The sequence below is a fragment of the Lentzea aerocolonigenes genome (assembly GCF_000974445.1).
GTDB lineage: Bacteria > Actinomycetota > Actinomycetes > Mycobacteriales > Pseudonocardiaceae > Lentzea > Lentzea aerocolonigenes.
The window spans coordinates 399,540-412,884 of the sequence record NZ_BBOJ01000002.1 but is presented as its reverse complement, the minus strand read 5'-3'; the positions used below and the strand labels follow the sequence as shown (position 1 = coordinate 412,884).

Genomic DNA, 13,345 nt, shown 5'->3' with positions numbered 1-13,345 from the left:
GAGCTAAAGAATTCGCGGCAGTTTTAGCTTTTTCGACAATTCGCGCCGTGGGTCTTTGCCGCATCTTGACCGTCCGGAGATGATCCTCCACAGTTTGAAGCGGTAATCGCTTTTCGTTCAGAAGGGCGCGCGAAGACCACTCGGCGCAAGCGGTCGTTCGAACGTTGCCCCGTGCCGCGAACTTGCCCGACCTCGACGATGAGGAGCACGCCCATGTCCGGATCAGGCCACCATCCGCCCGTCTCGGTGCCGCGAGGCCGCAGACGTCGCGCAGCGGGTCTCGCCGCCGCCGTCGCCGTGCTGCTCGGCGGGCTGGTGACGGCGTTCAGCGCGGCGCCCGTGTCGGCGGCGACCGTCGACACGAGCGCCTGGTACGTGCTGGTCAACCGCAACAGCGGCAAGGCCTTGGACGTCTACAACTCCGTCACGACCGACGGCGCGCGCATCACCCAGTGGGCCCGCAACGACGGCAACCAGCAGCAGTGGCAGTTCGTCGACTCCGGCGGCGGCTACTACCGGCTGAAGTCACGGCTGTCGAGCAAGGTCCTCGACGTCTACCAGCGCTCCACCGCCGACGGCGGCAGCATCGTCCAGTGGAGCGACAACGGCGGCACCAACCAGCAGTTCCGCCTCGCCGACTCCGACGGCGGCTACGCGCGCCTGATCAACCGCAACAGCAACAAGGCCGTCGAGGTCCAGGGGGCCTCCACCGCCGACGGTGGCAACATCGTCCAGTACAGCGACCACGGTGGCACCAACCAGCAGTGGCAGCTCGTGCGCGTCGACGGCGGGACGGGTCCCACCACGACGACGACCACCCCGCCCGGCACGTGTTCGCTGCCGTCGACCTACCGCTGGTCGTCCACCGGCCCGCTGGCGCAGCCGAAGCAGGGATGGGTGTCGCTCAAGGACTTCACCCACGTCATGTACAACGGCAAGCACCTGGTCTACGCGACGACGCACGACACCGGCACGCGGTGGGGCTCGATGAACTTCGGGACCTTCACGAACTGGTCCGACATGGCCTCGGCCCCGCAGAACGCGATGAACAGCGGCACCGTCGCGCCCACGTTGTTCTACTTCGCGCCGAAGAACATCTGGGTGCTCACCTACCAGTGGGGCGGCACCGCGTTCAGCTACCGGACGTCGACCGACCCGACCAACGCCAACGGGTGGTCGGCGCAGCAGACGCTCTTCACCGGCAGTCTCCCCGACTCCGGCACGGGCCCGATCGACCAGACGCTCATCGGCGACAGCCAGAACATGTACCTGTTCTTCGCCGGTGACAACGGCAAGATCTACCGCGCCAGCATGCCGATCGGGAACTTCCCCGGGAACTTCGGCTCGTCGTACACGACGATCATGAGCGACACGCAGGCCAACCTGTTCGAGGCCGTCGAGGTGTACAAGGTCCAGGGGCAGAACCAGTACCTCATGATCGTCGAGGCCATGGGCCGCAACGGGCGCTTCTTCCGCTCGTTCACGTCCAGCAGCCTCAACGGTTCGTGGACCCCGCAGGCCGCCACCGAGAGCAACCCGTTCGCGGGCAAGGCCAACAGCGGTGCCACGTGGACCAACGACATCAGCCACGGTGACATCATCCGCACGAACCCCGACCAGACCAAGACGATCGACCCCTGCAACCTGCAGCTGCTCTACCAGGGCCGCAACCCCAACTCCGGTGGCGACTACGGTCTGCTGCCGTACCGGCCGGGTGTGCTGACCCTGCAACGATGATCGCCTGACGCGGGTCCGGCACCCTCAGCCGAGGGTGCCGGACCCGCACTCGCAGTGCTCACACGGACCGAGTTCTCGCGCTGCCGCCGCCACGGGACCCGACGAGGTCAAGGAGGCATGCATGGGATTTCGTGAAACTCTTCTGCTCGCAACGGCGGTGGTCACGGGCCTGGCGTTGACGCCGGGCACAGCCGCCGCCGTCGAACGTGACATGGCGACGAACCTGGTCGTCCCCTGGGACATCGACTTCCTGCCGGACTCCACCGCGCTGGTGACCGAGCGCGGCAGCGCTCGCGTGCTGTCGGTCAGCGGCGGCACCACGCGCGAGGTGGCCCAGATCCCCGGCGTCTCGGCGCAGGGGGAGGGCGGCCTGCTCGGCATCGCGGTGTCGCCGAGCTACGCCACCGACAGGTACGTGTTCGTCTACTACACGTCCACTTCGGACAATCGGATCGCCAGGTTCCGCCTCGGTGAGACACCGGTGCCGATCGTGACCGGCATCCCGCGCGGCACGTCGATCCACAACGGCGGCGCGCTGTCGTTCGGCCCGGACGGCCTGCTCTACGCGGGCACCGGCGACGCGGGCAACACCGCCAACGCGCAGAACCCCGCTTCGCTGGGCGGCAAGGTGCTGCGCATGACGACGACCGGCGCGCCCGCGCCGGGCAACCCGTCCGGGTCCCTGGTCTACAGCCTGGGCCACCGCAACGTGCAGGGCCTGGCCTGGGACGGCGGCGGCCGGATGTTCGCGGCCGAGCTGGGCCAGAGCCGCCTCGACGAGCTCAACCGCATCCAGGCCGGTGGCAACTACGGCTGGCCGACGTGCGAAGGCGCCTGCAACGACCCGAGGTTCGTCGATCCGGCGCTGACCTGGTCCAACGCGACGGCGTCACCCAGCGGCCTCGCCTTCCACCGGGGCAACCTGTACATGGCGGCGTTGCGCGGGCAGCGGTTGTGGAAGATCCCGGTCGCCTCCAACGGCACCGTCGGGCAGCCGCAGGCGCTGTTCCAGGGCGTGTACGGCCGTGTGCGGGCGGCGGCTTCGTCTCCGGACGGCACGTTGTGGTTCTCGACGTCGAACCGCGACGGCCGCGCCACCGCGCGCCCCGGTGACGACCGCGTCGTCAGCACGACGGGCTGACCTGCGTGACGACCTCCGCCTCGACGCCGGGGCGGAGGTCCGTCAGGAAGCGGGGTACCGGGCGCCAGCCGGCACGTACGTCTGCCGGTCGCGGCCGGAAATCCCGTCGCGGAGTCCTGCGAGCAACGCCTTGAGGCAACTCCAGCGCTGCGGCTCGAACAGCGCGGTCTTGGCCGTCCACCGCACCAGGTACCGCACGGCGCCGAGTGACCAGCGCCAGTCGTTCGCGCGGCGCTCGCGCGCAAGAACGGTGCTGTTGCGCGCAATCCAGTAGTGCCGCCAAACCGGGTAGTGCAACACGTGTGTCCGCAACGGACCGACCCGGTGCTCGCGCCGGTCTCCCAACGAGTGCGGCAGCAGGACCGTGGTGTCCTGCACGACCCGGAAACCGTTGTCGCGCACCCGCAGGCAGAAGTCGAAGTCGACCCAGTCGACGAAGAAGTCCTCGCGGAACCGGCCGACAGCCCGCAAACAGTTGCGCCGCACCAGCATCCCGGACGTCATCACGCCGTACCTGTCCACGAGGGCAGGCCCCGCCGCTCGCACGATCTTCTCGTAGGACCCGCTGTGGGCGGCGTCCCACGGATTCGGTGCGACCACACCGATCGACGCGTCGGCGAGATGTGTGGTCAGCGCGGGCACGAGGTCCGGTGGCAGCACCGAGTCCTGGTCGAGCAACAGCACCACGTCCGTGTCGGCGGGCAGCTCGTCGGCCGCCGAGTTCAACGCCGCGGCCAGGCCGCGGTTGAAGCCCGTCCGCAGCACGGTGACCCTCGGGTCGTCGAGCTTCTCGGCGGCCGAAGCCGAACTCGCAGGGGTGTTGTCCGAGACGATCACGCCGGAGCACGTCAGCAGGGCGGCCTCGACCACGGCCGCGAGGCGGTCGTCCGGGTGGTACGCCGTGACGAGAGCGGTCACCTTCACGGGTCCAGGCTAACGATCGTCCACTGTGGAACGTCGGTCGGTGTCTTCTGAGTGTTCGACCTCGCCGAGGTGGCTGAGCACGGCGGCCACGTAGCCGGCGGGTTCCTCGACACCACGCGCCAGCACCACGGCCCGCCCGTCTTCCTCGAACGTCACCACGGCTCCAGGCCCCGGATCCGGCCCGAGCAGGTAACCGGGTTCATCATCCAGCGCCGTCGCGAAGTCGTCCCAGTCCTCGTGCCGGAACCCCTTCATGAGGTTGGCCCGGCGGATCTGGCGAGCTTTGCGCGCCGGCGGCGTGAACACGAACAGCCTGCGGTGCGCCCCCAGCTCCCTGATCACCCGGAACTCGAACCGCAGTTCCGGCCAGTCACCCGGTGCCATGACCACGCACCTGGCTCCGGCGATCAGGTCCGCGAACTGCTCGCGCCACGAGTCGTCGGTGGCGTAGTGGCGGTCGATGCCGTCGGGCGGGAGGTAGTCGCGCGGGTTGCCCAGGCCGTACCCGCGGCCGATCTCCGCGGCGATCGCCGGTGCGAAGTACTCCTCGAACGACACCGGATCCGGGCGGCGGCTGAAGATCTTCCTGAGCTCCGGGCGCTCGCGGGTCTCCTGTTTGTCGCGTCGCCGGAAGCCGAACAGACGGCGTTCGTTGCCGAAACCGCGGATCCACACCACGGACGGGCGCGGGTCGGCCGGTGGCAGCGCGTCGAGGCGGTCCGCTCGCCGCGCGGCGGTCTCGGACAGGATCGACAGCATCGCCATGGGCAGCAGCAACTGGATGCCGACCGTCGCGGGTTTGCCGTTGAGCAGCAGCACCGCGATCACCAGCAGCGGTGTCACCGTCGCCAGATTGCTCAACACCCGGAACGGTGTTCGCGGCCGCCGTCTCCTGCCTGCCCGCACCGGCCGTGCGGGCAGCAGGTGAACGGCCAGGGCGAGCCCCGCCAACACGGCCACGATGCCGAACGCGAGACCTGTGAACGCCCCGGCCTCGGCGCTGGCACGGACCAGAAAGGCGCCGAGGAGCATTGTGCCCAGTGGAACGGTGAACGCGGTTGTCATGAGGATCGCGGGCGTGACAGGGCCGGTGTACCCCTTCGCCTGCGCCCGCCGCCACACCCGCATGAAGGTGACGATCGCCGAGTAGAACAGGACCATCGTCACGGCCAGCCCGGCGGCGACGGCGAGCAGCAGGAGCACCACGCGGACGGTCACGACGCGCCGACCCGCTGGGCCACGTCGACGAGCAACACCGCCGGCACCTCCCCGTTGCCGTGGACGAGTCATGTCTATGCCCGCCGTCCCCATGTCCGGCACCGCTGAACAGGGGATTCACGAAGACGCCCAGGGGAGCGGTTCCCGGCTGCGCCGTTCGGGTGTCCGGCGCTAACGGCCCGGCCGCGTTCCCGATGATCTCGGTACGTCCGAGGTCTGACCCACGTGCGAGGAGTAGACGTGTACGACGCCTTCCTTTCCTACTCGCACAAGGACAAACACCTCGCCGCCGCGATCCGGCGCGCGATGCGCAGGCTCGGCACCCCTCGCCGGCGCAGGTCGACGCTGCGGATCTTCCGCGACGACACCGATCTCGCCGCGACACCCGGGTTGTGGCCGGACATCGCGGCCGCGCTCGACGCGTCGGCGCACCTGATCGTCATCGCCTCACCGGCGGCGAGCCGCTCGGCGTACGTGGGCGACGAGATCACGCACTTCCTCGCACAGGAGCCACGAAGGCCCGTGTACGTGGTGCTGGCCGACGGCACGCTGGTGTGGGACCGCGACACCGGGCGGTTCGATCCGGAGGTGTCCGACGCCGCGTTGCCCGCGCTGGCCGAGGCGTTCCCGGTCGAACCGCTCGTCGTGGACGTGCGGGAAGCCGGGCGCGCGACGCTGGCGGATCCCGTGTTCCGCCGGAACATCGCACGGCTGGTCGCGCCGATCCGCGGCAAGACCGTCGACGAGCTGGACGACGAGGACCGGCTCGTGCAGCGCCGGTCCCTGCGGCTGACGCGGGGTGCGGTGGCCGGGCTCGCCGTGCTGCTCGTGGCGGCGGTGGCGGCGGGCCTGATCGCGGTGTCCAACGCCCGCGAGGCGCGCGAACAGGCGACCCGGTCGACGGCGCGCTACCTGGCCGCGCAGTCGCGTCAGCTGCTGCGCAGCGACATCGATCTCGGCATGCTCGCCGCCGTGCAGTCCTCGCTGCTCGAGGACTCGGTCGGCAGCAGGCAGGCACTTCTGCTGGCGCTGCAACAGGATCCGCTCGTCGTCGGCACCGCCCGCCCGGATCCCGACGTGCGGCTGGACGCCGTCGCGCTCAGCCCGTCCGGCCGGACCGTCGCCGCGTCGACCGGGAAACGGGTGCGGGTGTGGACGGCCGAGAGGTCGCTGCGGGAGGTGAAGACCCGGGACATCCCGGACGTTCGGGCGATCGCGCTGCCGTCCGACGACGAGGTGGTGGTCGCCGCCGCGTCCGGGTCGGTCACCACCTGGAACCTCCGGACCGACCAGGCGCAGGAGTGGCGCCCGGCCGAGGGTGTGCCGTTCCTCGATCCGTCCGGTGAGCTCGTCGCGGTGGCGGACCAGGACAACGTGCTGACGATCTGGCGCCGCGACCACACGCGCGTCGCGACACTGCCGGCGATGACCGAACAACCGGCCGTCGTCACCTTCAGCGCCGACCGGGCCGGAGTCGCCGTCGTCGCGGACCGCGTGCTGTCGACGTTCCGCCTGCCCGGTGGCGAGCCCGCGCGCGAGCCCGTGCCGCTGGGTTCCGGTTACACCAGCGGCGTCGCGGTGAGCCCGGACCTGAGCCGCGTCGTGGCCGACATCCGGTCCGCCGACGGCCACCTCGCGCTGACGGACCTCACCACCGGCGCCGTGGTGAAACTGCCGCGCATGGGCGGGACCACGATCACGGCGCGGTTCAGCCGTGACGGCAGCAAGATCGTCACCGGTGAGGAGGGCGGCCGGGTCGGCCTCTACGAGGTGACCAAGACCTTCGGCTCGTCGTACCGGGTCACCGCGGTGCCGGGACACGTCGGCTTCGTCACGGCCGTCGCCGTCGACGCGGCGGGTGAGCTCGCCGCCAGCGTCGACCAGACCGGGCGGCTGATCGTGCGCGACATCAGCATCCACGACGACATGGACAACGGACCGTTCGCCGAGGCACCCCGGCTGCGCACCGGCCGCGGCCGCGTGTCGTCGGTGGGCTTCGACGTGACCGGCACCCGGCTGCTCAGCTCGGACGGCGCGGGCACGACCCGGTTGCACGACCTGCGTGACGGCACGGCCCGGTCCCTGACCACCGCCGGTCTGCGTCTCGGTGTCACCGAGATCATCGGCTCCGCCCTCACCACCGGCCAGGCCTTCTTCCTGCGGGACAACGCGTTGGTGCGGCAGCCCGTCGACGGCGGCACCGAGGAACGCGTCGGCGACGTCGGCCCGCAGGCGGTGGTCGCGGCCTCGGGCGACGTCGCGATCACCGGTGACCCCAAGGGCAGGACACTGCTCTGGCGCCGCGGGGACAACGGCTGGTCGAGCAGCGACCTGGCCGGTGACCCGGCGGAGGTGACGTCCGCCGCGATCAGCTCGGACGGCAGGTTCGCCGCTGTCGGGCGCTCGCCGGACCGCGTCGACGTCTGGGAGCTGGCCGGACCCACCAGGATCGAGACCGTCGAAGGCGTCGAACGAGGCATCATCGGTCTGAACAGCCCGGTCGTCACTTTCCAGCCAGGCACCGCGAACCTCGCGATCGGCCGTGGCGACGGCACGGTGCTGATGTGGGACGCCGTGGCGCGCACCAGGTCCGAACCGCTGGTGGTGAGCGACAAGAGCATCGAGGCGATCGCGGTCAGCCCGGACGGACGGTTCCTCGCGACGGGCCTCGCCAACACACCGGACGTCACCCTGTACGACCTGCCGTCGCGGCAACCGATCGGCACGTTGCAGGCCAACCTCGACACGGTCACTGCCCTCGGTTTCGCACCGGATGGTGGCCGACTGGCGGCAGGGGACACCTCCGGCAGGGTCGCCGTGTTCGACACGTCCGTCGCGTCGTGGCGTGATCGGTTGTGCCGCGTCGCCGGCAGGCCGTTCTCGGACGCCGAGTGGGCCGCGCTGATCGGCGCCGCCGACCGGCCGGCCGCGTGCAGGACCTGACTCAGCCGGCAGGAACCGCGTCGGGCCGCCACTCCCGCCTGAGCAGCCCGTACACCCACGAGTCCGACACGTCGCCGTTCACGACGCAGTCCTCCCGCAACGTCCCTTCCCGCGTGAAACCGAGCTTCTCCAGGACGCGGGCGCACGCGGTGTTGCGGGTGTCGGCCTCGGCCTGGACCCGGTTCAGGTCCAGCGCGCCGAACGCCCACCGCAGCACGGCGCGCGCGGTCTCCGTCGCGTAGCCGTGGCCCCACGCCGCTTCCGTGAAGCAGTAACCCAGGGAGGCGCTGCGATAGTCCGGGTTCCAGCCGTGCAGACCGCACCAGCCGATGAACGTCCCGTCGGACACGCGGTCGACGGCCAGCCGCGCTCCCGTGCCCTCCTCCTCCAACCGCCGGCACACCTCGATGAAGCGCTCGGCACGGGCAGGGTCGTCCCACGGCGGTGAGTCCCAGTAGCGCAGCACGTGGGCGTTGCTGTGCAAGGAGAAGAGGGCGCCCGCGTCCGCGTCGGTGAAGGGACGCAGCCGAAGGCGAGTGGTGTGCAGCGTCGGGGTGGGCAGCGGCACAGGTGGTCCCTCCGTCGGGTTGTGGCTGATCAACCTGACATCCGGTGCCGGCCACTCGCAACGGGGTTTATTTCGGTTGCATCGCGGGCCGGGGCCTGCTCAACTGCGCATGACCAGTCATCCGGACAAGGAGAGGCACATGCGCGTGGCGTCCGTGTTCACCCAGAAGGTATTCGTTGCCTATCTAGAGGACATGACGCTTGTCGCGCACCTTGAACTTGGGAATTCTGGCTCACGTCGACGCTGGTAAGACCAGCCTCACCGAGCGGTTGCTGCACACCGCCGGTGTCATCGACGCACTCGGCAGCGTGGACGCGGGAAACACGCAGACCGACTCGCTCGCGCTCGAACGGCAGCGCGGCATCACGATCAAGTCCGCCGTGGCGTCGTTCGCCGTCGGGGACGTCGTGGTCAACCTGATCGACACGCCCGGCCACCCGGACTTCATCGCCGAGGTGGAACGGGTGCTCGACGTGCTCGACGGCGCGGTGCTGGTGGTGTCCGCGGTCGAGGGCGTGCAGGCGCAGACCCGCGTGCTCATGCGCACGTTGCGGCGCCTGGAGATCCCGACCGTCGTGTTCGTGAACAAGATGGACCGACGCGGCGCCGACGGTGAGCGCGTGGCGCGCGAGGTGGCCGAGAAGCTCGCGACCGAGGTGCCGATCTACTTCGGGTCCGCGATCACCGGCGACGGAGTGCGCGAACTGGTCGCCGGCGTCACGTCGTCGTTCGCGGTGGCCGACGCGCCCGAAGGTCCGCTGTCCGGCACCGTGTTCAAGGTCGAACGCGGCCACGCGGGGGAGAAGGTCGCGTTCGTGCGGCTGTTCTCCGGGACCGTGCGGGTGCGTGACCGGGTGAAGATCGGTGAGAGGGAAGGCAAAGTCACCTCGATCGCGGTGTTCGAAGGTGGCACGGCGCCGCGTCGCACCACCGCCAGGGCGGGGCAGATCGCGAAGCTCGGGGGCCTCGACGTCCGCATCGGCGACACGATCGGCGCCGCCCGGCGCCACCGCGTCCACCACTTCGCGCCGCCGACGCTCGAAACCGTGGTGGAATCACAGAACCGCGTGGCTCTGCACGCCGCGCTCCAGCAGCTCGCCGAGCAGGACCCGTTGATCAACCTGCGGCTCGACGGCGACGACATCGTGGTCTCGTTGTACGGCGAGGTGCAGAAGGAGGTCATCGAGGCGACGCTCGCGCTGGAGCACGGCATCGCCGTCACGTTCCGCGAAACGAGAACGGTCCGCGTGGAACGTCCACGGGGCGTGGGCGAGGCGGTGCGGTTCCTCGGCCAGAACCCGTACGCGGCCACCATCGGGTTCAGGGTGGAACCGGGCCCGGAGGAGTTCCGGCTGGAGGTGGAGCTGGGCTCGTTGCCGCTCGCCTTCTTCAGGGCCACCGAGGACGCCGTGCGCGACACGTTGCGCGCCGGCCGGATCCACGACTGCACGGTCACGATGACGCACTCCGGGTACAGCTCACCGGTGACCGTGGCGGGCGACTTCCGCGGCCTCGCGCCGATCGTGCTGCGGGAAGCGTTGCGACGAGCGGGAACCGTCACGTGCGAACCGGTGCACCGCTTCCGGCTGGAGATCCCGCCGGACGCGCTCACCGCGGTGCTCACCGCACTGGGCAAGGTCGGCGGCGTTCCGCTGACGACGACCGCGACCGTCCTCGAAGGACACGTTCCCGCCGCACGGGTGCACGAGCTGCAACGACGACTGCCGTCGCTGACCCGCGGGGAGGGTGTGCTGGAAAGCGAGTTCGACCACTACGCGTGAGATGTCCATCCCGTTGCGCGACACGGCGTTTCATGGCTCGGCCCGGTGCCGGTGCCGTGACCTGCAGCGCGCCACTCCGATGGTGGGTGATTCAGCCTTTTCGTTGCACGGAACGGAATTTCGTGCCCTTTGCGGCAGCCCAATACCTTCGATTTCATGAGTTTTCAGACGGCCCAGGAGCAGCTGACCGCGTTGCGTGCGGGCGAGGTGACGTCGGTCGAGCTGACCGACGAGGCGATCGCCCGCATCGAGCGCGAGGACGAGGTGATCAACGCGATCTGCGTGCGGGACTTCGACCGTGCGCGGGCCGCGGCGCGTGAGGCCGACCGGGCGCGTGCCCGCGGCGTGGACCGGCCGCTGCTCGGTGTCCCGGTGACGGTGAAGGAGTGCTACAACGTCGCCGGGCTGCCGACGACCTGGGGCATGCCGCAGCACCGTGACCACGTGCCGGCCGAGGACGCGGTGCAGGTGTCGCGGGTCAGGGCAGCGGGCGCGGTGGTGCTCGGCAAGACGAACGTGCCGTTGGGGCTGCAAGACCTGCAGAGCTTCAACGACATCTACGGCACCACCACCAACCCGTGGGACCACGACCGCACGGCGGGCGGTTCCTCCGGCGGGTCGGCGGCGGCACTGGCGGCGGGGTTCGGCGCGCTGTCCCTCGGCACGGACATCGCCGGCTCGTTGCGCACGCCCGCGCACTTCTGCGGTGTCTACGCGCACAAGCCGACACTCGGCCTGGCGGCGACCCGCGGCATGGTCCCGCCCGCCACGCCGGCCCTGCCGGTCGACCCGGACCTCGCCGTCGTCGGCCCGATGGCGCGCACCGCCCGCGACCTCACCCTCCTGCTCGACGTCATGGCCGGACCGGACCCGCTGACGTTCGGCGTGGCGCACGAGCTGACCCTGCCGCCCGCACGCCACGAGCGTCTCGCCGACTTCCGGGTGCTCGTCCTCGACGAACACCCGTTCCTCCCCACCGGATCCGCCGTGCGGGCGGGCGTGAACCGCGTGGCCGACGCACTGGCCGACGGCGGCGCCCGCGTCGAACGGCACAGCCCGCTGCTGCCCGACCTGGCCGAAGCCGCGACGCTCTACACGCAGCTGCTGTTCTCGGGCTCCGTCGCGCATTTCCCCGTCGAAGAGCACATGACCCGCGCCGTTGAACTGAGCGACCAGAGTCTCGACGCGGCACGGCTGCGCGGCATGGTGCTCAGCCACAGCGACTGGCTGGAGCTGAACGCGCGTCGTGAGCTCCACCGCCACGGCTGGCGGCAGCTCTTCGCCGAGCTCGACGCCGTGGTCTGCCCGATCACGCCGACCCCCGCGTTCCCGCACGACCACAGCCCCGATCTGCTGCGGCGCCGCATCGACATCGACGGCGCCGAGCACCCGTTCTTCGACCAGCTCGTCTGGCCCGGACTGGCCACCATGCCCGGCCTGCCCGCCACCGCGGTGCCGGCGGGACTGTCTCCCGACGGCCTGCCGGTCGGGGTGCAGCTCATCGGTCCGATGTTCGAGGACCGCACACCGTTGCGCCTGGCCGAACTTCTCGAACAGAAGATCGGAGGCTTCCAGGGACCGGCCAAGATCACGGCGGCCGGAGGTTTGGAGGTTCGCGGCGAGAGGTAGCTCTGTGCATCCGGTGCGGAGGTACCGATACGGCACGAATCGAAGAGGAGATCCGTCGTGCTGACTGAATCGGCCACGGTGAAGCAGTGGCTCGCGTTGTCCCACAACGATCTGGTGAGTCACGTCGACCGGCTGGCCCGTGAACGCGGGACCGACGACCCGATCTGGACGCAGCTGACGGCTCATCCCGTTCTGGCCGCACGAGTGCGCGGCATTCTCTCCGCTCTTCGCTCCGCGGACCACCGGCCGAGGCACGTGCCGCCGGTCGTGTTCATCGCTCCCGGCCAGGCGGCACCTGGTCGCCCGGTGGAACTGTCCGCTTAGGACCGGAGCGGCAGCAGGCGGAGGTACGCGCCCACGGCGACGACGGTGACCACGACGTGCATGACCATCAGTGCGACGGCGCCGCCCCAGCTCGCTCCGGGCAGGGCGGCCGAGGCGCCGACGAGCACGTCGGGCACCAGGCTCACCAGCAGGACGGCGGGGACGAGTACGCGCAGCACCCGGCGCGGGTTGCGCGCACGGGCACGGATGATCGCCCATCCAGCGGCACCCGCGAGCACGCCGAGGACGGTGAAGGTGGCGTAGGTCGGCAGTTGCAGTGCCTGGAACTCCGGGGAAGCGCCCGCGGCGTGGGCGATGGCCGCCACTGCGGCGTTGAGCGCGGTCGCCACGGCCGCGGCGGCGACGACCCCGACGGCGGTGAGGACGCCGCTGGAACGGGTGGTCGCGGTGGTGTCGGTCATGATCTCTCCCGGAAGGCGGTAATGACTTAACGATTGAAGTGACCGTAGGCCCTGATGACTTCAATCGTCAAGTGATCTCGACGCTGTTTCACTTCAATCCTCAAGTGAGTTGTAAGGTGGTGGCATGACGACGACGGGGGAGCCGCGCTGGCTCGACGCCGAGGAACGGGCGTCCTGGCTGACGTTGATCGGCGTCACCGCGCACCTCATACCCACCTTGGACGCCCAGCTCCGCCGCGACGCCGGTGTCACGTTCTTCGAGTACAGCGTGCTCGCCGTGCTGTCCGAGGCGCCGGACCACACGTTGCGCATGAGTGAGCTGGCGGGGCTCGCCGAGGGCTCGTTGTCCCGCCTCTCGCAGGCCGTCTCGCGGCTCGAAGCCAAGGGGTGGGCGCGCCGCACGCCAGATCCGGAGGACGGGCGCTACACGCTCGCCGTCCTCACCGGCGACGGCTTCGACAAGGTCGTCAGCGCCGCGCCCGGTCACGTCGACGAGGTCCGGCGCGTCGTGTTCGACCCGTTGACCAAGGCACAGGTGCGGCAGCTCGGTGCCATCGGGCAGCGCATGCTCACCGCGATCGACCCCGAGGGCCGCTTCCTCATCGATCCCACCGGTCAGCGCCGGTCCTGACCCGTTCGACAGCGAATCGACGGCGTG

At 70.2% G+C, this 13,345-nt stretch carries 11 protein-coding genes; 7 read left to right on the top strand and 4 right to left on the bottom strand.

Going from position 1 to position 13,345, the window contains the following annotated elements:
- The first annotated feature begins 213 nt into the window (after positions 1-213).
- Together AOM45_RS05610 and AOM45_RS05605 are read left to right on the top strand one after the other, a co-directional pair.
- Complete coding sequence (locus AOM45_RS05610; protein WP_081902789.1) at positions 214-1,737, top strand: non-reducing end alpha-L-arabinofuranosidase family hydrolase; 1,524 nt, start codon at positions 214-216, stop codon at positions 1,735-1,737.
- A 121-nt stretch (positions 1,738-1,858) separates the two neighbouring features.
- Positions 1,859-2,878, top strand: coding sequence for a PQQ-dependent sugar dehydrogenase (locus AOM45_RS05605; RefSeq protein ID WP_030473538.1), 1,020 nt, complete (start codon positions 1,859-1,861; stop codon positions 2,876-2,878).
- Positions 2,879-2,920: 42 nt separating this feature from the next.
- Here the strand turns inward: AOM45_RS05605 and AOM45_RS05600 are convergent, their stop codons facing one another.
- Together AOM45_RS05600 and AOM45_RS05595 are read right to left on the bottom strand one after the other, a co-directional pair.
- Positions 2,921-3,802 (bottom strand): glycosyltransferase, encoded by an 882-nt coding sequence (locus tag AOM45_RS05600; protein ID WP_030473539.1) that lies wholly within the window; start codon positions 3,800-3,802, stop codon positions 2,921-2,923.
- A 9-nt stretch (positions 3,803-3,811) separates the two neighbouring features.
- Positions 3,812-5,020: a hypothetical protein gene (locus AOM45_RS05595; RefSeq protein WP_030473540.1), complete on the bottom strand. Its 1,209-nt coding sequence runs from the start codon at positions 5,018-5,020 to the stop codon at positions 3,812-3,814.
- Between the two features lie 240 nt (positions 5,021-5,260).
- Here AOM45_RS05595 and AOM45_RS05590 point away from each other — a divergent pair, with 240 nt between their 5' ends.
- The gene (locus AOM45_RS05590; protein WP_030473541.1) at positions 5,261-7,963 is read left to right on the top strand and encodes a TIR domain-containing protein; all 2,703 of its coding nucleotides are present in this window, start codon (positions 5,261-5,263) and stop codon (positions 7,961-7,963) included.
- A 1-nt stretch (position 7,964) separates the two neighbouring features.
- Here AOM45_RS05590 and AOM45_RS05585 read toward each other — a convergent pair whose 3' ends face one another.
- A complete protein-coding gene (locus AOM45_RS05585; protein ID WP_030473542.1) occupies positions 7,965-8,531 on the bottom strand; it encodes a GNAT family N-acetyltransferase in 567 nt (188 codons plus the stop codon).
- Between the two features lie 200 nt (positions 8,532-8,731).
- Here AOM45_RS05585 and AOM45_RS05580 point away from each other — a divergent pair, with 200 nt between their 5' ends.
- The 3 genes from AOM45_RS05580 to AOM45_RS05570 all read left to right on the top strand — a co-directional run bounded on the left by AOM45_RS05580 (position 8,732) and on the right by AOM45_RS05570 (position 12,265).
- The gene (locus AOM45_RS05580; protein ID WP_035913850.1) at positions 8,732-10,312 is read left to right on the top strand and encodes an elongation factor G; all 1,581 of its coding nucleotides are present in this window, start codon (positions 8,732-8,734) and stop codon (positions 10,310-10,312) included.
- A 156-nt stretch (positions 10,313-10,468) separates the two neighbouring features.
- A complete protein-coding gene (locus AOM45_RS05575) occupies positions 10,469-11,941 on the top strand; it encodes an amidase (RefSeq protein WP_051784745.1) in 1,473 nt (490 codons plus the stop codon).
- Positions 11,942-11,998: 57 nt separating this feature from the next.
- Positions 11,999-12,265: a hypothetical protein gene (locus AOM45_RS05570; RefSeq protein ID WP_030473545.1), complete on the top strand. Its 267-nt coding sequence runs from the start codon at positions 11,999-12,001 to the stop codon at positions 12,263-12,265.
- Here the strand turns inward: AOM45_RS05570 and AOM45_RS05565 are convergent.
- Positions 12,262-12,687, bottom strand: a complete 426-nt coding sequence (locus tag AOM45_RS05565; RefSeq protein WP_030473546.1) for a DUF6069 family protein — start codon at positions 12,685-12,687, stop codon at positions 12,262-12,264. The genes AOM45_RS05570 and AOM45_RS05565 overlap by 4 nt on opposite strands.
- Before the next feature lie 124 nt (positions 12,688-12,811).
- Here AOM45_RS05565 and AOM45_RS05560 point away from each other — a divergent pair, with 124 nt between their 5' ends.
- A complete protein-coding gene (locus tag AOM45_RS05560) occupies positions 12,812-13,318 on the top strand; it encodes a MarR family winged helix-turn-helix transcriptional regulator (RefSeq protein WP_030473547.1) in 507 nt (168 codons plus the stop codon).
- Positions 13,319-13,345: the final 27 nt, after the last annotated feature.